The organism is Streptomyces canus, assembly GCF_041435015.1.
In the GTDB taxonomy this organism is placed as follows: Bacteria; Actinomycetota; Actinomycetes; order Streptomycetales; family Streptomycetaceae; genus Streptomyces; species Streptomyces canus_G.
Genome location: NZ_CP107989.1, coordinates 526275 through 544959 on the forward strand (window position 1 = coordinate 526275; position 18685 = coordinate 544959).

Genomic DNA, 18685 nt, shown 5'->3' on the forward strand with positions numbered 1-18685 from the left:
GTCGGTTCAGTCCACGGAGGGCCGGGCGAGGCCGTGGTCGTAGGCGAAGATCACCGCCTGGATGCGGTCCCGGGCTCCGATCTTGGTCAGGACGCGGCCGACATGCGTCTTGACCGTGGACTGGGACAGAACGAATCGCGCGGCGATCTCCCCGTTGGTCCAGCCCTTGCCGATGGCCACGAGGATCTCGCGCTCACGGTCGGTCAGGGAGGTGAGCCTCGGGTCCTCGGCGGGGTCAGTTCTGTGGGAGGGGACGTACTGGGCGAACTCCTCAAGGAGGCGGCGGGTGAGAGCGGGCGCGATGACGGCGTCGCCGACGGCGACCGCGCGGATGCCCGCGAGAAGTTCTTCGGGGCGGGCGTCCTTGAGGAGGAAGCCGCTGGCGCCGGCGCGGATGGCTGCGTGGACGTACTCGTCGAGGTCGAAGGTGGTGAGCACGAGGATGCGCGAGCGGCCGCCCGCGGCGACGATGCGGCGGGTGGCCTCGATGCCGTCCATGCCGGGCATGCGGACGTCCATCAGGACGACGTCGGGGCGCAGTTCGGCGGCCTTGCGGACGGCCTCGCCGCCGTGGGCGGCCTCACCGACGACGTCGGTCTCGGGGACGGAGTCCAGGAGCAGGTGGAATCCGTAACGTTGCAGCGGCTGGTCGTCCACGATGAGCACGGTGGTCATCGGTCACCGCCGCTTCCGGGCGTGAGGTCGAGGTCGGCCTCGACGCTCCATCCTCCGCCGCCCGCCGGTCCCGCTCTGACGGTACCGCCGTACAAGGCCGCTCTCTCCCGCATGCCCACCAGGCCATGTCCTTCCTCGTTCGGCGGTCCGGGCGGTGCGGCCGGGCCGGTGTCCAGGACCCGGATGGTCAGTCGGCTGTCCTCGACGAGGATCGCCAGGTGTACCCGGGTGCCGGGGTCGGCGTGCTTCAGGGTGTTGGTGAGGGCTTCCTGGACGATGCGGTACACCGTCAGCTGCACCCCGCTGTCCAGGGTGTCCACGTCGCCGGAGGTCCGGTAGACGACCTCAAGCCTTGCGGCGCGCACCTTGGCGCACAACGCTTCGATGTCCGCGATGCCGGGCTGCGGGCTGAGTTCGGCCCTGTCCGGGGGACCGTCCGCGGTCTCGCGCAGCACGCCGAGCACGCGCCGCAGCTCGCCGAGGGCCTGTCGGCCGGTGTCGCCGATGAGCTGCAGGGCCTCCTTGCCGCGTTCGGGTGCGATGTCCGTGGCGTAGGTGCCGGCGTCGGCGAGCGTGATGATGACGGACAGGTTGTGGCCGACGATGTCGTGCATCTCGCGGGCGACCCGGGTGCGTTCGGTGGCCGTGGCCAGCCTGCTGCGCTGGTCGCGCTCGATCTCCAGCCGGGCGGCCCGATCCCGTAGTCCGGCGAGCTGGGCCCGGCGGATCCGCACCATCATCCCGAGCGCGAGCGCCGCGGTCGCCGTGCTCAGCAGGAAGAACAGCGCGTCCCCGACGGACACCGCCGACGACACGCGGACCGCGACCAGCACCATGGCTCCCGCCATGGCCGCACAGGCCCACGGCAGCTGTCGCAGCCTCCCGTGCAGGGCCAGGCTGTACAGGGCGACGAAGAGGGCGACATCCGCGCGCAGCGCCGCGCCCAGGGACCATTGGAGGACGAACACCGCGGCGATGACACCGAAGGCCACCACGGGCTTGCGCCGCCGCCACAGCAGGGGCAGTACCAGGCCGACCTGCAGGGCCAGCGTTCCCGCGACGGGCAGTTGGGTGAAGGCGAGCCGGAACCGGCGCGGGCCGTCGCCGTCGTCCGCACCTCCGTGGATCAGGTCGGGCAGGCAGAACATCAGGAAGACCAGGACGACGACCGCGGTGTCCAGTACCCACGGATGTCTCCGGTCGGCATGCCGCAGCCGCTGGCCGCCCCGGGACAGTCGGGCGACCAGCGGTGCCATCCCGCTGATGTCATCGGTGGTCACGGACGTCACCTGTCCATGGTGCGGGCGTCAGACGTCGCTGCGCACGAGCCGGTACGCCGCGCCGCCCAGCGCCAGCGCCGTCCAGCACAGGAACACCAGCAGTCCGGCACCCGGCGACAGGGTCGTGGAGTCGTGAGTCAGGGCGAACATCGCCTCCCCCGCGTTGGACGGCAGGTAGGGGCTGATGTCGTTCTGCCAGGAGCTCGGCAGCAGTGAGATCAGTCCGGGGATCAGCATCAGGGTGGCCACCAGGACCGAGATCCCGCCGGCCACCGACCGCAGCAGTGCGCCCAGGGCGGCGCCGATCACCCCGACCAGGCCGAGGTAGAGCCCCGCACCCAGCAGGCTCCGCAGGACGCCCGCGTGCGAGAGGCTCATGGCCGCGGGCGTGCCCGAGACGATTCCGCTCCCGATCAGGAAGGCGACGAACGCACCCAGCGTCCCCACGACCAGCGCGACCAGCCCGAACACGGCCGCCTTGGACCACAGGACGGGCAGCCGGCGGGGCACCGCCGCCAGCGTCGAGCGGATCATGCCGGTCGAGTACTCCCCTGCCGTGACCAGCACGCCGAGCACGCCCAGGGCCAGCTGGGCGAAGTTCGTACCGAAGAGGGACAGGCTCACGGTCGTGGAATCGGCGAAGTCCCGGTCCAGGTTGCCGGAGTCGATCCCGGACTTGTACCGGCTCGCGGCGATGAGGCCGAAGGCCACCAGGAACAGCAGGCCGAGGCCCAAGGTGATCCAGGTCGAGCGCAGGGACCACAGCTTGGCCCATTCTGAGGAGAGCACGCGCCGCCCGGTCACCCGGTACGCGGGGCGGGCAGGGGTGGTCCGGGGTTCCTCGGCGGGTGCGGCGAGGGTGCTCATGCGGACCTCCCGAGGGTCTCGATGCCGGTCGTGGAGCCGTGGTACTCCACGGCATCCCTGGTCAGGTCCATGAATGCTTCCTCCAGCGACACGGTCCGCGCGCTCAGCTCGAACAGGGCGATCCCGTGCTCGGCCGCCTTCAACCCGATCTCGCGGGCCGACAGCCCCGTCACCTGCAGCTCCTCGGAGCCGATCCGACCCGTGACGTCGACACCCGGCCCGGCCAGGACGTCCCGCAGCCGCGTCGGGTCCTGCGTCGCGACCTTCACCGTGTCGCCGCCCGCCTCGCGGATCAGGTCCGCGACGGTGGTGTCGGCCAGCAGCCGCCCGCGCCCCACGATGATCAGGTGGTCCGCCACCAGGGCCATCTCGCTCATCAGGTGCGACGACACGAACACCGTCCGCCCCTCGTCGGCGAGCCCCTTCAGCAGGTTGCGGATCCAGAGCACACCCTCCGGGTCCAGCCCGTTGACCGGCTCGTCCAGCATCACCGTCTGCGGGTCGCCCAGCAGAGCCGCGGCGATGCCCAGCCGTTGGCCCATGCCGAGGGAGAAGGCGCCGGCACGCTTTTTCGCCACGCTGCTCAGTCCCGCGAGGTCGATGACCTCGTCGACCCGGCGGCTCGGAATGCCATGGGTCAGCGCGAGGGCCCTGAGGTGGTTGTACGCCGAGCGGCCGGGGTGGATCGACTTCGCCTCCAGGAGCGCGCCGACCTCCTGGAGCGGCGCCTGGTGGCGGGCATAGTGACTGCCGTTCACGGTGACGGAGCCGCTCGTCGGGGCATCAAGGCCGACGATCATGCGCATGGTCGTGGACTTGCCCGCGCCGTTGGGCCCCAGAAAGCCCGTCACGGTGCCCGGCTTCACGACGAAGTCCAGCCCGTCGACGGCTGTCTTCTCGCCGTATTTCTTGGTCAACTGCCGTGCGTCGATCATTCGCGTTCTTTCTGTCGGGCTCCGGCGTCCGTCACTTCGACGCCGCACCGGCAACGCTAGGCGCCGAATCACCCCGATCCGGTGGTACCTGGAGGCTGATCTACGCCATACGCGTGGTACCGCGGTACTACGGGCCTACCTGCGGTGCTTTCCGAGTTCGTCGGCTCCGGCATGGTCGCAGCAGGCATCCGGCCGCCGCGGAGGACGCCGGCCACGGCTGGGCGATGACGACGATGACGATGACGATGACCACGGCGTGGCGCAGTCCTCCCTCAAGCAAGTGGCGGCATGACAGGAAGCGGTCCGCGGTCTGCCGTGGGAGCAGGCGAAGCCGTGCCGACAAGCAGCGGATGAAACGGGGTTCGGGAACCTCGGGGCGGCCGGAGAGACGACGGGCCGGGTGCCGCCCGCGGACGTCAGGAGAGGTCGGCGAGGTCTTCTTCGCCGAGGCTGATCCCGGCGACGGCCATGGTGTCCTCCAGATCCGTCGGAGAGCCCGTGCCAGGAATGGCCAGGGTCACCGGCGAGGAGGCCGGCAGCCAGGCCAGGCCGATCTGCGACACGGCGACGCCGTGCCGGGCCGCGACCTTGGCCAGCCGCTCGTCGTCGAGTTCCCGGCGGCCACCGAGCGGGAAGAGCGGCACGAACGCGATGTCGGCCTCCTCGCAGGCGGAAAGCAGCTCCGCGTCGTGGCGCTTGGCGGCGTGGAACTGGTTCTGCACCGCCACGACCGGGGCGATCGCGCGGGCCTCCACGAGATGGTCGGTGTCGACGTTGCTGAGGCCGAGGTGACGGATCAGGCCCTCCTCCCACAGCGCGGCGAGCGCCTCGAAGGGCTCGGCGAGCCAGTCCCCGTGCGGAGGCGTCATCGCCCCGATCCGCAGGTGGACGAGTCCGCTCGAACGGGGCAGGCGGTGAACTCCAAGCCGTTCGGGAGCCGCCTGAGGCAGCGGCTCTCCCACGCGCCCGACATCGGCCCGGCGTCCGGCATCCGGTCCAAGACGTGAAGCGTCTCGAACCCGGGTACCTGGCGGGCCGATGTCAGGCGCGTGAGGGCACGGGCGTTCCGGGCCGGGCTCGGCCCCGGAACGCCCGTCGGCGCCCGTGAGGTGAATCAGTCCGACTTCTCGCCGCTCTCGGCCAGGATCCTGTTACGGGCGCCGGCGAGGGCTCCCGCCATGGCCCCCTGTGGCCTGCCGAAGGTCGAGGCGGAGAACCGGGCGGGGCCGGTCTTGGCGGTGAAGGAGTGCGCGTAGGCGAATTCCCGCAGCCCCTCGTCCCCCTGCTTGCGCCCGTAACCGCTGTCGCCGCGACCGCCGAAAGGCACCGCGGGATTCATGGAGAACACCAGGGCATCGTTGATGCTGGTCATTCCCACGCGGAGCCGACGGGCGATGGCTTCACCGCGGTCGCGGCTGAAGACGGCGCTGCCCAGTCCGTACCGGCCGGCGTTGATGTGAGCGACGGCCTCATCGGCGTCGGCGACCTTGATGACCGCCAGCGTGGGCCCGAACGTCTCCTCCGTCGCCGCGAGGGCGTCTGGGGCCACTCCGACCAGGATGGTGGGCGCGACATAGCGGTCACCCACCGCGTCGAGGCCGCCGACGGTGGCTGTCGCGCCGCGCTCCAGAGCGTCCTGGATGTGTTCGCGGATGATGGAGGTCTGGCTCGGCAGCGGAACCGGCCCGATCTCCGCATCCTCGTCGCTGCCGACGCGTACCTGCCCGGCAAGCTCACTGATCTTCCGGACGAACTCGTCGTGCACCGATTCGACGACGTAGGCCACTTCGAGACTGATGCACCCGTGCCCGGTGTTCTGCATGGCACCCCACACGACGTGAGCGGCGGCTTCGTCCAGGTCGGCGTCCTCGGCGATGATGACGCCGTCCTTGCCACCGAGTTCCAGCAGAACGGGGGTCAGGGTCCGAGCGCATTGGGCGGCCACCGTTTTGCCCGTGGCGACGCTGCCCGTGAACGCGAGTTTGTCGAGGCCGGCCTCGATGAGCGCCTGCCCCGTGGCCCCGTATCCGTTCAGGTTCTGCAGGACGGCCGGCAGGTCCGGAACGGCACGCTGCCAGGTTCGGACGAGCCATTCGGCGACGCCGGGCGTGATCTGGCTTGGCTTGAGGATTACGGCGTTCCCGGCCGCGAGCGCGTCGACGAGGATGGCCGCGGGAGTGAGCAGGGGGAAGTTCCAGGGGCCGATGACGCCGACCACTCCGTAGGGCTGGTATTCGACCCACGCACGCTGGTTGGGCGTGGTGGGGCTGCCCTGAACCTCTCGGCGCTCCAGGACGCGCGCGGCGTTGTCAGCGGCGTACTGCACGTGCTCGAGCGTGCCGAGCACCTCCACGCGGGCGTCGTCGAGGGGCTTGCCGTTCTCGGCGTGAATGAGTGCGGCGCCCTCCTCACCGCTCGAAGCTATCTGCCGCCGCCACGCGCGCAGCCGCTCCGCCCGGCCTTCGAATCCGAGGTCCCACCAGGCCTCGGTGACCGAGCGTGCGGCGGCGACGGCTGCGGCAGCCTCTTCCTTGCCGGCCACGGGGTATCGCGCGAACTCGGCTCCGGTGGCCTGGTCGATGGTGACGATCTCGGTCGCGTCGTATCCGATGACGCCGTCACGGGTGATCGTCGGGGTGTTCTCGGTCATGGGTCTTCCCTTGTCTCTTTACGTCCGCCCGAGTGAGACGCACCCGTGAGTGAGGGCCAGGTGGCGGACGTGGTCTTCGGCACGAATGGCCGCTGGACTGCGGTCGGCGTGGGCCGACGTGAAGCAGGTCTTGGCAGTTGGGCACCGGTAGCCGCATATCCGGAAGCGCCCTCGGCGGACGGACGTGGCGCAGCCGTCGGAGGGCGACGCGTGGCCGGGCCGGGGCAGCGCCGAGGAGGCGCCCGCATCTATGCCTCGGGGTTGCGGTAGCGAGCCGCGGGGGTGGGCTGGTTCCCGCCGGTGAGCAGAGCGGACTCCGCGGCCAGCAGGGCGTCAAGAGCGGCGGCCTGGTCCTCCAGACCAGGGGCGCACACGGTCTCCCCCAGGCGCAGTCCGGCAAGGCTGGCCGAGGCGACGTCCTGCGGGGTCATCGCCCAGGGGATGTCGCGGCCGACGCCTTCGTTCCACTCCGTGGCCACGACGCCGGGCAGCAGCACTTGCGTACGGATGGGCGTGTCGGCGAGCTCACCTGCGAGGGTCCGGGTGAAGGCGACGGTGGCGGCCTTCGCCGCCGCGTAGAGAGTGCGTCGGGGTGCGCGTGGATTGGTCAGGCCCCCGCTGAAGGCCAGCAGCGAGGCCACCGTGATGATCGCGCCTTCTCCGGCGGCGAGCATTCCGGGAAGCGCGGCGCGGACCAGCTGAACGGGGGCCACGGCGTTGAGGGTGAGCAGTCGGTCGACGTCGGCGGGGTCGACATCGACGAGCGGGGCGTAGCCGCCGGCGCCGGCGTTGCTGACCAGCAGGCGCACATCCCCTGCGGTGAGGCGAGCGGCGACGGCGGCGATGCCTTCGTGGGTGCCGAGATCAGCGGGCAGCACTTCCACGGCCGCACCCCGGGCGCGGAGTTCCTCTGCGAAGTCGCCGAGCCGGTCCGCGCGGCGCGCGACCAGGACGAGGTCGTGGTCATCCGCCAGCAGACGGGCGAATTCGGCGCCGATGCCGGAGGAAGCGCCGGTGATGAGAGCGATCATGCGAGTCATACGTCGAGCATGACTCAAGCGCTAGCCTGGTGTCAAACGCTTGATAGTTATGAAGTGTCGTACTCTTGGCGGGTGATACGTGATGACGAGGAGCCCGTGGGGCTCGGCGCGCTTGACCGGGTGACCTGGGCATTGCGCCGCGCGGAACTGGCGGTGCAGACGCTCAAGGAACAGCGGCTGCGCCCGCTGGGCATGGCCGCCGCGCACTACACCCTGCTGATGTCGGTGCACAGCGAACCAGGGCTGGCCGGCGCCGAGTTGGCCCGCCGCCTCAACGTCACCCCCCAGGCCGTCGCCTCCCTCGTGGCACGCCTGGAGGGCCGCGGGCAGCTGGAGAGGCGCGAGCACCCGCGCCACCGGCACGTGCAGGAACTGCACCTCACCGACGCCGGACGGGAAGCGCTGCGCGCGGCCGACCAGGTGATCGCCGACATCGAGCAGCACATCACCGAGGGGCTGGGACCGGAAGAGAGCGCGCAGCTGCGGACGCTGCTCGACCAGGTGAGCAAGACGGTACGCAACGCCTGAGTCCGTCGGCCGCCGGCCACGCTGGTGCGTCGGGGGCACCGGCCCGGCGCACGCGGACTCTTCCCCCCCCCGCGGTCTCGGCGCATTGCGCGCCGGCTGCCACGGGGCTCGCCCCGCGGCGCAAGCGGCGACCACTCGCTCGACGGACACGGTTCACGGCCGAGCAGCATGTCGGGACCCGTGCAACGGCGGCAACGATCAACCGTACGAAGCCGCCGGTGCAGCCGGGTGTCGGGTCACGGGACGAGGACGATCTTCCCCGTCGTATGCCCGGTCATGATCTGCCGATGCGCCGCGGCGACTTCGCGCAACGGATGGCTGGCGGCGATCAGGACGCGCAGTCGCCCGGCCCCCGCGGCTTCGGTGAGCTGCAGGCGCGCGGCGGCGCGGACTTCTGTGCCGGGGTCCGCGCCGGGCCCGCCGCCCAGGAGCTTGATACCGGCTCGGGCCCCGCGTTCGAACCCCGCGACGCTCGCGATGCGGGACCGGTCCGCCACCAGCTCCACCGAGACGTCCACCGCCTCGTCGGTGCCCACCAGGTCGGCAGCCGCGTGGACGCCCTGCGGCGCTGCCGCACGCACGCGGTCCGCCAGGCCCGGCCCGTACGCGATGGGAAGCGCCCCCAGGTCGCGCAGTACGTCGTGCTTGGCCGGGCTCGCCGTTCCCAGTACCGTCGCGCCGCGCTCGACAGCCAGCTGCACGGCCATCAGGCCGACGCCACCCGCAGCGCCGTGGATCAGCACCGAGTCCTTCTCGCGCAGGCCGATCGCTTCGAGGACGTGCACAGCAGTGACGCCCGTGACCATCAGTCCTCCCGCCTGCTCCCAGGAGAGTGCGGCGGGCTTGGGCACCACCGACGAGGCCGGGACGACGAGTTCGGACGCGTACGCGCCGGGCGCTCGGTACGCGATCACCTCGTCGCCGATCTGGATCGGGCCCGCGGGACCGGTCGCGTCGGCACCGACAGCGGTCACGACACCGGCCGCTTCGGCGCCGAGCCGCATCGGCAGGTTGGCCGGATCGGTTCCGAAGGCGCCGCTGTACATCTTGTGGTCGAAGGGATTGACGCCGACGGCGCGGACCTCGATGCGCACCTGACCGGGCCCGGGCTCCGCTACGGCGACATCGATCACCGACAGCACCTCGGGACCACCGTAGGCACGCGCTACTACTGCTTCGCTCATGTCAGACGACAACACGGTGCTGGAAGGGCCGATTCCCCTTCGCAAGCAATTTTTTGAACGGAGCGCTCCGCTCCGATAGGTTGGGAAACCAATCGCCTGACATGGAAGGACACATGAACACCACCACCAAGCCCACGGCCCTGGTGACCGGCGGGAGCCGGGGAATCGGTGCTGCCACGTCGCGGGCATTGGCAGCTCGCGGCTACCGCGTAGCGGTCAACTACTTCTCCCACCGCGAAGCGGCCGACCAGGTGGTCAAGCTCATCGAGGCCGACGGCGGCGAAGCCTTCGCCGTGCAGGCCGACGTGTACGACCCCATCCAGGCGACCGAACTCCTGGAGCGCTCCTCGGCCGACGGGCGCCTGGATGTCCTTGTCTGCAACGCCGGCGCCCGCTTCACCCCCACTCCTGTGCAGCACCTCGCCTGGGACGACTTCAGGACGAAGGTGACGGACGAACTCGCATCCGTCTACACGCTCACCCAACGGGCACTGGGGCTCATGGGCGCCCAGGGACAGGGAAGCATCGTGTATGTCTCCAGCGCCGTGGCTGACGGTCCGCCCGCCCCGGGCATGGCCGCCCACGGCACCGCCAAGGCCGCCCTGAACACCTTCGCCCGCTTCGTCGCCCATGAGGCCGGTCCGGTCGGCGTCCACGTCAATGTCGTGGCACCGGGTTACGTCCGTACCGAGAGCAGTGCGCTCATGCCGCAGGAGTTCCAGCGGCGGCTGGCGGAGAACACGCCCCTGGGGCGGGTCGCGGAGCCGGAGGACGTGGCCCGGGCGATCGCGATGCTCGTCGGCGAGGAAGCCGCCTTCGTGACCGGCGAGGTGCTCACCGTCGACGGTGGGTACGGCCTGGCACGCCGGTAGAGGAAAATACCTGTCCATGGGTGACACGCAGACCGGTAGACCGCGCGGCCGCCGCCAAGAGGCGGACCGCAACGACGCCCGCCTCATGCGGGCTGCGCGCGAAGTCTTCGCCGAGCTCGGCTGGGACGCCCCCGTCTCGGAGATCGCCCGCCGGGCGGGCATCGGCATGGGGAGCCTCTACCGCCGTTATCCCAGCAAGGAACTGCTGGCTCAGCGAATGCGCATCGTGGGGATGGAACAGCTCGTCACCCAGGCCCGCACCGCCCTCGCCGAGGAGCCCGATCCTTGGGATGCGTTCGCCCGTTTCCTCCGGGACGCGCTCTCGGCCCAGGGTGCGGGCGGCCCGCTGCTCCCGCTGGTGGGCGGCCGGCTTCCGGCCACCGACGAGATCGTGGCCGCCGCCGACCAACTCCGGGCCGCTCTCGACGATCTCGTGGACGGCGCCCACCGCGCAGGCGTGCTGCGCGCCGACTTCACCTCCGCCGACGTGCCCTTGCTGCTCGAGCACCTCACCGCGCGGATCCCCGTCACCGACGAACGCGCCACCACGCTCCACTTGCGGTACCTGGATCTGATCCTCGCCGGACTGCGCACGTCGACCACCGACGGGCCCACCGCGGTGCAGAGTCCGGCTCCGGACTGGGCGGAACTCAGCGAGCTGTGGAACGCGCCCAAGAAGTGAGCCTCGGAAGGGAACCTCCGGCGGCGTACGACATCGATGATGCGAAGCGCGCGATCCTGGAGGTGGTCCGTTGCGAGCCGTTTGAGAGGGTGCGGGTCGGCCGGCGACGGACGACCGTTCACACGGCAGCCTGCCTTGTTTCGGTCATGCTGTCGTATCCCGCGCCCGCCCGTACGGAGCAACCGTCCAGGACGCAAGGAAGCGCAGTCCGTCATGGGACGGGGTCCCGGGCTCAGGGGTCATGATCACCAGCTGCTGTGCCGGGTCGGCTGTCGAGGTCAGGCTGTCCCGGTCGAGAGTGAGGTCACCGGCGACCGGATGGCTCAGCCTCTTGGAGCCGACTTGCAGGCAGGGCACCTGGCGGCCTGCCCACCACTGCCGGACCAGGTTCTGGGCAGTCGCCTTTGCTTTTCTTGAGTGCGCGAGGTCATGACTGCCCGGTGATCAGCCGGTCAGTTCAGGTGACGCGAACGGCTACGGACTCGGCGGACCGACGGGCGGCCCGCGAGGCGAGGATGCGCAAGGCGTCGTACGCCGCGTTCCGGACTCCGCCGCGCGGACGACGAGTTCCTGATCGGGATCCGCGCTGCGGGTGAGGGTGTCCCAGTCGAGGGCGAGTTCGCCGGCGACGGGGGGTGGAACCTCTTGGTGTCGGTCTGCCCGGCACCGGTGGCCCCCGGCGCGTGGCCGGCCTGCGCCGGGGGAAGGCGCCCTGCCCGCCGCCATCAGCACCCATGACGGCCAGTCTCGCCCCGCTCGGTCTGCGCGAGGAGGGTAAGGATTCCTCCCCTGGATAAGCCATTCTCAGGATGGGATTCTCCCCTTTGCGGGCTCGCACGAGGATGGCAGGGTCGACCCGCGACCACCAACCGGGACCGGCCCACGGAGAACATGCACCCAAAGCAGGCCGGGATCGCCAACCTCAGCTAGTAATTGCTTTCCGGACGCCACAGAGCGAAATCGCCCTGGCCCCCTTACCGAACGCTCGCCGCCATCCAATCCCCCTGCCAGGGGACAATTGCTTACCCAGAGCCACGAAAGGGCAGGTGCCATGGTCGAGACTGTTTCGTTCAGGAACAAGGACGTAGAGATTGCGGGACATCTCCATCTGCCGGAAAACCTCAGCGAGGACAAGAAATATCCGGCACTCGTCGGAATTCATCCAGCCGGCGGCGTAAAGGAACAGACCATCGGCCACTACGCCAAGAGGCTCGCCGAGCACGGATTCGTCACCGTGGTCTACGACTCCTCGTACCAAGGAGCGAGTGGTGGTGAACCCCGTCTCCTGGAAGACCCGACGACCCGGGTGGAAGACGCTCGCTGCGCAGCCGACTTCCTCACCACTCTTCCGTTCGTCGACTCCGAGCGCATGGGGGTCTTCGGTATTTGCGCCGGCGGTGGCTACGCGATCAGCGTGGCCCAGACCGAACGTCGCTTCAAGGCAGTGGCTACGGTCAGCGCGGCTCCGATGGGCGAGGGATCCAGGGGCTTCCTGGGGCATCTGTCCCCGGTGGCCGAGCAGATCGGCACGCTGGACATGGTCGCCCAACAGCGCACGGCAGAAGCAAGGGGGGCACGGCCTCTCTACGCCCCGTTCGTCCCGGAAACGCTGGAGGATATCGACGAAAGCACGCCGGACCTCCTGCGCGAAGGGTACGACTACTACAGGACGCCGCGAGGTCAGCATCCCCATTCGAAGGGCCGTTTCCTGCTGACCAGCATGGACAGGATGTTCGCCTTCTCGGCCTTCGACCGGATCCCGGAACTGCTGACCCAGCCGCTGCTCCTCATCGCAGGGAGCAAGGCGGACACAAAGGTGTTCAGCGACCAGGCCTACGCGCTTTCCGAGGGGCCGAAGGAGTTGTTCGTCGTCGACGGCGCGACTCATATCGCACTGTACGACGTGCCTGAGTACGTGGACCAGGCGATCCCCAAAATGGCGGAGTTCTTCGCCGTTCTCTAGCGGTCCACAGATTTTCGAGGAGCCCGATCGCCGTGTCCCATTCGAACCGCACCAAAATCGCCGGTCTGAATCTCCGTGGACACCAGCACCGACGAGCAGTGGGCGCAGCTGGATGTCTCGGACACGATCATCTTCGGTGCCGCCAGGACAAGCTCGCCGCGGGCTTCACCACCTCCGGCGCCAAGAGCGGCGACAAGTCGTCCACCCCGGGCTGCTTCGCCACCTTGGCCGCCCAGCACGGCATGCACGGGATCAGCGAGGGCCTGGTGCCGGGCTCCCGACCGACGCCCGGTCCCGAAGCGGTCCACACGTCGGACATCGCCACCGCCGCGCACTTGGATGCGCACGTCACAAGCCAGGCCGCGGTCGGCCCGCCCCGGACGGGCCGCTCTCGCCGCCGGATCACCAGCCCTTCTGTCCGTCTCCGATCCACCACCCCCCGCAAGGAGCAACCATGTCCGCCTCCCCGAACCTCGCCCTCATCCGCCGACTGTACGAGTCCGGAATGGCCCCGGAGGTCACCCGCGAGGTCATGGCCTCCGACCTCGTGTGGGACATCACCCCCGGCTTCCCGAACAGCGGCGTGTACCACGGTTGGGCCAGCGCGGCGCAGGACTTCTTCGGCAGGACGATGCCGAACTACGAGTCGTTCGGCGCGGTGCCCGAGGAGTTCTACACGGACGACGAAGGCCACGTCTTCGTGTTCGGGCACTACCACGCCGAGACGAAGACCGGGAACAAGGCCGACGTCCGGTTCATCCACCTGTGGACCGTCCGCGACGGCAAGGCCGTGAGCATGCGGCAGGCCGCCGACAGCCACGTCCTCCAGGAAGCCCTCAAGGGCTGAGCCCTCACCCGTCAGGAGTCACCCATGGCGAAGATCCTCTTCGTGATCACCGCGTCCGACCACTGGACGCTGGCCGACGGAACCCGGCAGCCGGCCGGCTTCTGGGCCGAGGAAGCAATCGGCCCGTACCAGGTCTTCAAGGAGGCCGGATACGAGATCGCGGCCGCGACGCCCGGCGGCGTGCCGCCCACCGCTGATGCCCTCAGCCTCACTGCGGATTTCAACGGCGGCGAGGAAGGCGCCCAGCGCATGCGGACCGCCCTGCGCGAGGCGACCGAGCTGGCCCAGCCCATACGCATCGAGGACGTGGCCATCGACGACTACGTGGCCGTCTTCTACCCCGGCGGCTGGGGCCCGATGGAGGACCTGCCCGACAACGCCGCGTCCGGCAAGCTGCTCACCGAGTGGCTCGCCTCGGGCAAGTTGGTGTCGCTGGTGTGCCACGGCCCCGCGGCGCTGCTGGCCACCATCGGCCCGGACGGGACGTCCCCGTTCGCCGGCTACCGCCTGACCGGCCTCTCCAACGCCGAGGAGAAGCTCAACGGTCTCGCGGACCGCGCGAAGTGGCTGTTGCAGGACCGCCTCGTGAACGAACTCGGCGCGGACTACCGCGAGACCGAGCCGTTCGCCCCGCACGTGGAGGTGGACCGCACCCTGTACACAGGCCAGAACCCGGGCTCGGCCGTCCCCCTGGCACAGGAACTGGTCAGGGCACTGAGCTGACAACTCAGCTGCACGCGGAAGAGGACTCGGCGGCCCCCGGAACGCGTTCCGGACCGCCGAGTCCTCTTCCCTCGGTTGCCATGAAGCGTGGCACTGATACAACTATTGATACATATCGGTAAAGCCCAACGGAGACAGGATCACTCCCCCTCACATCGCCGGGCTTCTGTGCGAGGCTGCACATCATGAACCGCAACCCCCATCTGAACGAGCTGGGTGAGTTCCTCAAGGCCCGCCGTGCCGAGCTCAGCCCCTCCGAGGTCGGACTTCGCGGAGGGCAACGGCGGCGCGTGAGCGGTCTACGGCGTGAGGAAGTGGCGCTTCTCGCCGCGATCAGCACCGAGTACTACACGCGCATCGAGCAGGGCCGTCTCCAGGCATCGGCCCCACTGCTCGACGAGATCGCCCAGGTACTCCGCCTGAACGACGACCAGCGCACGTACCTCTTCGACCTCGCGGCAAAAGAGCGCGGGCGCCCCTCCGCGTCGGACGAGCACCAGCAGGTGGACACACAGCTGCAGCGCATGCTGGACGATCTCACCGCCTCCCCTGCCTTCGTCATCGGCCGGCGGACCGACATCCTCGGTTGGAACCGGCTCGCCGCCGCCCTGTGGACCGATTTCGGACGCTATCCGAAACAGGAGCGCGTGTTTGTCCGGCTGCTGTTCACCGAACCCTGGATGCGCGAGCTGTACGCGGACTGGGAAGAGGTCACCCGGCTGGCCATCGCCCAGCTGCGCATGGAGAGCGCACGCTACCCCGACGACCAGCGCCTTACCGCGCTGGTCGAGGAACTCTCCGCCCGCGACACACAGTTCCGGCAATGGTGGACCGAACACGACGTCGCGGCGCGGGGCAAGGGCACCAAGAAGCTTCATCACCCGGTGGTGGGCGAGCTGACCCTCGACTGGAACACGCTCACCTGCGGCACGGACCCCGACCAGCACATCATCGTGTGGAACGCCGAACCCGGATCCCCGTCCCACGACGGACTGCGCCTCCTGGCCTCCTGGGCCGCGGACCAGAAACGGACGGCGTCCGACACCGTCACCTGAGCCCCCTCCCACGTGCGTCCGCAGGGGGAGAATTCCCGAGCACCATCCCCGGCGGCGCTGCCCTCTTGCTCTCAACGGCATGCCACAGCGCGGCAGACAAAAGCACCGCATCTCTCGCCGGTGCCCGTGTCATGGAGGGAGGGATTCGTCCCCCCTATCACCGCATCCCGGCCAAGAACCTTCCCCTTTTCCCGGCGCGCGCGGGGCGGAAATGTCGGACACCTCAAAGACCGCATGCCGAGCTATGAGGTAATTCGATGAGGGCTGTAGGTTTCACGGAATTCGGCGGACCGGAGGTGCTTCGGATCCTGGAGCTGCCCACGCCCGAGGCCGGTCCGAACGAGGTGCGCATCCGGGTGCACGCCGCGACCGTCAACGCGGTCGACGCCCTCCAGCGCAGCGGACCCGCCCGGTCGCCGGACGCCCAGCCGCCGTTCGTTCCGGGCATGGAAGCCGCAGGGATCGTGGACCAGATCGGCGCGAGTGCGGACACGGATCTGAGCGTCGGCGACCGCGTCATGGCGATCGTGCTCCCCGACGGCGCGCACGGCGCCTACGCCGAGCAGGTCGTGGTCCCGGTGGACTCGGTCGTCCGCGCCCCCCACGGCGCGACCGACGCGCAGGCCGGGTCGCTGCCGATGAACGGCCTCACCGCGCGCCTGGCCCTGGACACACTCGGCCTGGAACCCGGCCAGACCCTCGCGCTCACCGGAGCGGTCGGCGCGGTCGGCGGTTACGCCATCCAGCTGGCCAAGGCGGACGGGCTGCGCGTGGTGGCCGACGCCTCGGACCAGGACGAGACCCTGGTCAAGGAACTCGGTGCCGACGTCGTACTCCGTCGCGGCGCCGCGTACCCGGACCGGGTACGCGCGGAGGTCCCGGAGGGCGTCGACGGACTCGTCGACGCCGCGTCGCTCGGCGCCCTCTGCGCTCGGGCGGTACGCGACGGCGGCCGGGTGGTGACACTGCGCGGCTACGACGGCCCCGGCGAGCGAGACGTCGTCTTCGAGCCGATCGTCGTGTTCGGCTACGCCAAGGAGCACGCCAAGCTCGACCAGCTCCGGCAGCAGGCGGAGGAAGGCCGCATCACCCTCCGGATCGCGAAGACGTTCCCGGCGGAACAGGCCGTCGAAGCACACCGGCTCCTCGCCGCCGGCGGTGTGCGGGGTCGGCTGATCCTGACGTTCTGATCCGAGGCGCCTACCGGCACAGGGGCGTTCTTGAAGAACTCGGGGTTCCGCAGGTTGCCCTCATCGTCGAACCATCCGAGGTCCACCTAGGGGGGTACGGATTCCTCCCCTGGATAAGCCATTCCCAGGATGGAATTCTCCCCTTTGCGGGCTCGCACGAAGATGCCAGGCTCGATGCGCGACCGGCAACTGGTACCGGTCCGGCGACTGTCCGAGCACGGCTGCACCGCCTTCGCCTTCGACGCGGCCGACAGGGTGTCAGTGACAACGAACCACATTTCCTGGAGAACTCCCTGGCCGCGGGCCCGGCCTGAATCCCTGAAACACACGCTAGGAGCATCACCCCATGTCCGAACGGAAGAAGTTCGCGCCGCCGGCGATCCAGGAATTCGCCCCCAAGCTCGCGGAGGTGACCGACACGGTCCTGTTCGGCGACATCTGGGAGCGGCCGGGTCTGTCCCCGCGTGATCGCAGTCTGGTCACGGTCACCGCTCTCGCCGCCCTGTACCGGGGTGACCAGCTCACCTTCCACCTCGGCAAGGCGCTGGAGAACGGCGTGACCAAGGACGAGTTGATCGAGGCCATCACCCATCTGGCCTTCTACGCCGGATGGCCCAACGCCATGGCCGCGATGAACCAGCTCAAGGAGATCGTGGACAAGGCTGACCAGTCCGGCTGAGGCTCCTCCGCCCGTCCCCGCGGCAGCGTCACACCAGAGGGACGACATCCCATGGAACCGCTGAAGCGGCCTTCCATCATGAAGCTTCCTGCAGAGTGGTCATCGGCGATGCCTACGCCGAAGTGATCCACCGTGGCGAGGATCCCTCCTGTAGGCGGGCCAACCTGGTCCGACAGAGCCCCTCCCTCGTCGCGGGCATCGCGCTGGTGCAGTCCCGTGGCGGCGCCCTCATCGAGGCTCATCCCGGCGAGGTCATCCGGACGCCCCCGGGTGAGGAGCACTGGCACGGCGCGGCACCCGACCGGTTCATGATCCGCCTCGCTCCCTGGGAGACGGACGACGCCGCCTGGCTCGAACACGTCGCGGCCGACGACCACAACGGCCCGCGCTTCAGCACCCGTACGCGTCCCTGACGCCACGACAGACACCACGAGTGGGAAGGCATCATGCGAGCGACCATCATTCACGCGCCGGGGGACATCCGGGTGGAGGACCCCCCGGAACCGAAGATCATGGCATCGACGGACGCGGTGATCCGTACCGTCGCCACCTGTGTGTGCGGGTCCGATCTGTGGAGCTACCGCGGTGTCCTGCCGGTCGCCGAGGCGCAGCCGATCGGCCACGAGTACGTCGGTGTCGTCGAGGAGGTCGGCAGCGACGTCTCCAGCGTCAGGCCGGGCCAGTTCGTCATCGGTTCCTTCGTCGCCTCCGACAACACCTGTCCGGTCTGCCAGGCCGGCTACCACACCTCCTGCCGGCACGCGCAGTGGGTGAACGGCGCCCAGGCCGAGTACGTCCGCATCCCCCTCGCCGACGGCACCCTGGTCGCCACGCCGGAGCAGCCGTCCGAGGAGCTGATCCCGGACCTGCTGGCTCTGTCCGACGTCATGGGCACCGGGTGGTACGCCGCCAAGGCCGCCGAAGTCGAGTCCGGTTCGACCGCCGTGGTCGTCGGGGACGGCGCGGTGGGCCTGTCCGGCGTCATCGCCGCGAAGGAACTGGGCGCCGAGCGCATCATCGCCATGAGCCGACACGAGTCCCGACAGAAGCTGGCCCTGGAGTTCGGCGCCACCGACATCGTCACCGAGCGGGGCGAGGAAGGCGTCACCCGCGTCAAGGAACTGACGAACGGCATCGGCGCCGACTCGGTCCTCGAGTGCGTCGGCACCCAGGAGTCGCTGCACCAGGCCCTGCGGTCCGCTCGCCCCGGCGGCAACGTCGGTTTCGTCGGCTTCCCGCACGGCTCGCAGATCGACGGCCAGGAGCTCTTCTTCTCCCACGTCGGCCTGCGCGGTGGCCCCGCCCCCGTGCGCGCCTACCTTCCCGACCTGATCGACCGCGTCCTCAGCGGCCGTATCAACCCGGGCCGGGTCTTCGACCTCACCCTGTCGCTGGACGAGGCCGCCGAAGGCTACAAGGCCATGGACGAACGCCGCGCCATCAAGACCTTGCTGCGTCCGTGACCTGAAACCCGGCAGTGGCCCCTGGACCGTCGCGGCCAGCGAGCAGAACGGA

Annotated in this window: 20 protein-coding genes; 11 read left to right on the top strand and 9 right to left on the bottom strand. The window is 69.6% G+C overall.

The window, feature by feature from the left end:
- Positions 1-6: 6 nt before the first annotated feature.
- The 7 genes from OG841_RS02525 to OG841_RS02555 all read right to left on the bottom strand — a co-directional run bounded on the left by OG841_RS02525 (position 7) and on the right by OG841_RS02555 (position 7447).
- A complete protein-coding gene (locus tag OG841_RS02525) occupies positions 7-675 on the bottom strand; it encodes a response regulator transcription factor (protein WP_328642996.1) in 669 nt (222 codons plus the stop codon).
- The gene (locus OG841_RS02530) at positions 672-1955 is read right to left on the bottom strand and encodes a sensor histidine kinase (RefSeq protein ID WP_371563020.1); all 1284 of its coding nucleotides are present in this window, start codon (positions 1953-1955) and stop codon (positions 672-674) included. Before OG841_RS02530 ends, OG841_RS02525 begins: the two co-directional genes overlap by 4 nt.
- Positions 1956-1982: 27 nt before the next feature.
- Positions 1983-2822 carry an ABC transporter permease gene (locus tag OG841_RS02535; protein WP_371563023.1) on the bottom strand — a complete coding sequence of 280 codons (840 nt, stop codon included), beginning with the start codon at positions 2820-2822 and terminating at the stop codon, positions 1983-1985.
- Positions 2819-3757 (bottom strand): ABC transporter ATP-binding protein, encoded by a 939-nt coding sequence (locus OG841_RS02540; RefSeq protein ID WP_371563026.1) that lies wholly within the window; start codon positions 3755-3757, stop codon positions 2819-2821. Before OG841_RS02540 ends, OG841_RS02535 begins: the two co-directional genes overlap by 4 nt.
- A gap of 416 nt (positions 3758-4173) precedes the next feature.
- Positions 4174-4626: an aldo/keto reductase gene (locus OG841_RS02545; RefSeq protein WP_371563029.1), complete on the bottom strand. Its 453-nt coding sequence runs from the start codon at positions 4624-4626 to the stop codon at positions 4174-4176.
- A gap of 245 nt (positions 4627-4871) precedes the next feature.
- Positions 4872-6407, bottom strand: coding sequence for an aldehyde dehydrogenase family protein (locus OG841_RS02550; RefSeq protein WP_328642991.1), 1536 nt, complete (start codon positions 6405-6407; stop codon positions 4872-4874).
- A gap of 248 nt (positions 6408-6655) precedes the next feature.
- On the bottom strand, positions 6656-7447 hold the full coding sequence (locus OG841_RS02555) for an SDR family NAD(P)-dependent oxidoreductase (protein ID WP_328642990.1): 792 nt from the start codon (positions 7445-7447) through the stop codon (positions 6656-6658).
- A gap of 72 nt (positions 7448-7519) precedes the next feature.
- On the opposite strand from OG841_RS02555, the gene OG841_RS02560 reads away from it, so the two are divergent.
- Positions 7520-7975 (top strand): MarR family winged helix-turn-helix transcriptional regulator, encoded by a 456-nt coding sequence (locus OG841_RS02560; RefSeq protein ID WP_328642989.1) that lies wholly within the window; start codon positions 7520-7522, stop codon positions 7973-7975.
- Between the two features lie 236 nt (positions 7976-8211).
- Here OG841_RS02560 and OG841_RS02565 read toward each other — a convergent pair whose 3' ends face one another.
- On the bottom strand, positions 8212-9159 hold the full coding sequence (locus OG841_RS02565) for a quinone oxidoreductase family protein (protein WP_328642988.1): 948 nt from the start codon (positions 9157-9159) through the stop codon (positions 8212-8214).
- A 113-nt stretch (positions 9160-9272) separates the two neighbouring features.
- Between OG841_RS02565 and OG841_RS02570 the strand changes: the two genes are divergently transcribed.
- Together OG841_RS02570 and OG841_RS02575 are read left to right on the top strand one after the other, a co-directional pair.
- Positions 9273-10031, top strand: a complete 759-nt coding sequence (locus tag OG841_RS02570; protein WP_328642987.1) for an SDR family oxidoreductase — start codon at positions 9273-9275, stop codon at positions 10029-10031.
- Positions 10032-10047: 16 nt separating this feature from the next.
- Positions 10048-10713 carry a TetR/AcrR family transcriptional regulator gene (locus tag OG841_RS02575; protein ID WP_328642986.1) on the top strand — a complete coding sequence of 222 codons (666 nt, stop codon included), beginning with the start codon at positions 10048-10050 and terminating at the stop codon, positions 10711-10713.
- Between the two features lie 144 nt (positions 10714-10857).
- Here OG841_RS02575 and OG841_RS02580 read toward each other — a convergent pair whose 3' ends face one another.
- Positions 10858-11100, bottom strand: a complete 243-nt coding sequence (locus tag OG841_RS02580; RefSeq protein WP_371570544.1) for an MmyB family transcriptional regulator — start codon at positions 11098-11100, stop codon at positions 10858-10860.
- A 664-nt stretch (positions 11101-11764) separates the two neighbouring features.
- On the opposite strand from OG841_RS02580, the gene OG841_RS02585 reads away from it, so the two are divergent.
- The 8 genes from OG841_RS02585 (at position 11765) to OG841_RS02620 (ending at position 18633) form a co-directional block, all read left to right on the top strand.
- Positions 11765-12676: an alpha/beta hydrolase gene (locus OG841_RS02585; protein ID WP_328642985.1), complete on the top strand. Its 912-nt coding sequence runs from the start codon at positions 11765-11767 to the stop codon at positions 12674-12676.
- A 454-nt stretch (positions 12677-13130) separates the two neighbouring features.
- Positions 13131-13523, top strand: a complete 393-nt coding sequence (locus OG841_RS02590) for a nuclear transport factor 2 family protein (RefSeq protein ID WP_371563037.1) — start codon at positions 13131-13133, stop codon at positions 13521-13523.
- Between the two features lie 24 nt (positions 13524-13547).
- Complete coding sequence (locus OG841_RS02595; protein WP_328642983.1) at positions 13548-14246, top strand: type 1 glutamine amidotransferase domain-containing protein; 699 nt, start codon at positions 13548-13550, stop codon at positions 14244-14246.
- Between the two features lie 185 nt (positions 14247-14431).
- Positions 14432-15301, top strand: a complete 870-nt coding sequence (locus tag OG841_RS02600; protein WP_371563041.1) for a helix-turn-helix domain-containing protein — start codon at positions 14432-14434, stop codon at positions 15299-15301.
- Positions 15302-15558: 257 nt separating this feature from the next.
- Positions 15559-16491, top strand: a complete 933-nt coding sequence (locus OG841_RS02605) for an NADP-dependent oxidoreductase (RefSeq protein ID WP_328642981.1) — start codon at positions 15559-15561, stop codon at positions 16489-16491.
- A 346-nt stretch (positions 16492-16837) separates the two neighbouring features.
- Complete coding sequence (locus OG841_RS02610; protein WP_328642980.1) at positions 16838-17170, top strand: carboxymuconolactone decarboxylase family protein; 333 nt, start codon at positions 16838-16840, stop codon at positions 17168-17170.
- A 95-nt stretch (positions 17171-17265) separates the two neighbouring features.
- Positions 17266-17583 (top strand): cupin domain-containing protein, encoded by a 318-nt coding sequence (locus OG841_RS02615; protein WP_328642979.1) that lies wholly within the window; start codon positions 17266-17268, stop codon positions 17581-17583.
- A gap of 33 nt (positions 17584-17616) precedes the next feature.
- A complete protein-coding gene (locus OG841_RS02620; protein ID WP_371563046.1) occupies positions 17617-18633 on the top strand; it encodes a zinc-dependent alcohol dehydrogenase family protein in 1017 nt (338 codons plus the stop codon).
- Positions 18634-18685: the final 52 nt, after the last annotated feature.

What these genes read in the sequence shown, in the direction of transcription:
- OG841_RS02525 (WP_328642996.1), bottom strand. Translation starts at nt 675, where the DNA reads ATGACCACCGTGCTCATCGTGGACGACCAGCCGCTGCAACGTTACGGA.
- OG841_RS02535 (WP_371563023.1), bottom strand. Translation starts at nt 2,822, where the DNA reads ATGAGCACCCTCGCCGCACCCGCCGAGGAACCCCGGACCACCCCTGCC.
- OG841_RS02540 (WP_371563026.1), bottom strand. Translation starts at nt 3,757, where the DNA reads ATGATCGACGCACGGCAGTTGACCAAGAAATACGGCGAGAAGACAGCC.
- OG841_RS02545 (WP_371563029.1), bottom strand. Translation starts at nt 4,626, where the DNA reads ATGACGCCTCCGCACGGGGACTGGCTCGCCGAGCCCTTCGAGGCGCTC.
- OG841_RS02550 (WP_328642991.1), bottom strand. Translation starts at nt 6,407, where the DNA reads ATGACCGAGAACACCCCGACGATCACCCGTGACGGCGTCATCGGATAC.
- OG841_RS02555 (WP_328642990.1), bottom strand. Translation starts at nt 7,447, where the DNA reads ATGACTCGCATGATCGCTCTCATCACCGGCGCTTCCTCCGGCATCGGC.
- OG841_RS02565 (WP_328642988.1), bottom strand. Translation starts at nt 9,159, where the DNA reads ATGAGCGAAGCAGTAGTAGCGCGTGCCTACGGTGGTCCCGAGGTGCTG.
- OG841_RS02570 (WP_328642987.1), top strand. Translation starts at nt 9,273, where the DNA reads ATGAACACCACCACCAAGCCCACGGCCCTGGTGACCGGCGGGAGCCGG.
- OG841_RS02575 (WP_328642986.1), top strand. Translation starts at nt 10,048, where the DNA reads ATGGGTGACACGCAGACCGGTAGACCGCGCGGCCGCCGCCAAGAGGCG.
- OG841_RS02585 (WP_328642985.1), top strand. Translation starts at nt 11,765, where the DNA reads ATGGTCGAGACTGTTTCGTTCAGGAACAAGGACGTAGAGATTGCGGGA.
- OG841_RS02590 (WP_371563037.1), top strand. Translation starts at nt 13,131, where the DNA reads ATGTCCGCCTCCCCGAACCTCGCCCTCATCCGCCGACTGTACGAGTCC.
- OG841_RS02595 (WP_328642983.1), top strand. Translation starts at nt 13,548, where the DNA reads ATGGCGAAGATCCTCTTCGTGATCACCGCGTCCGACCACTGGACGCTG.
- OG841_RS02600 (WP_371563041.1), top strand. Translation starts at nt 14,432, where the DNA reads ATGAACCGCAACCCCCATCTGAACGAGCTGGGTGAGTTCCTCAAGGCC.
- OG841_RS02605 (WP_328642981.1), top strand. Translation starts at nt 15,559, where the DNA reads ATGAGGGCTGTAGGTTTCACGGAATTCGGCGGACCGGAGGTGCTTCGG.
- OG841_RS02610 (WP_328642980.1), top strand. Translation starts at nt 16,838, where the DNA reads ATGTCCGAACGGAAGAAGTTCGCGCCGCCGGCGATCCAGGAATTCGCC.
- OG841_RS02620 (WP_371563046.1), top strand. Translation starts at nt 17,617, where the DNA reads ATGCGAGCGACCATCATTCACGCGCCGGGGGACATCCGGGTGGAGGAC.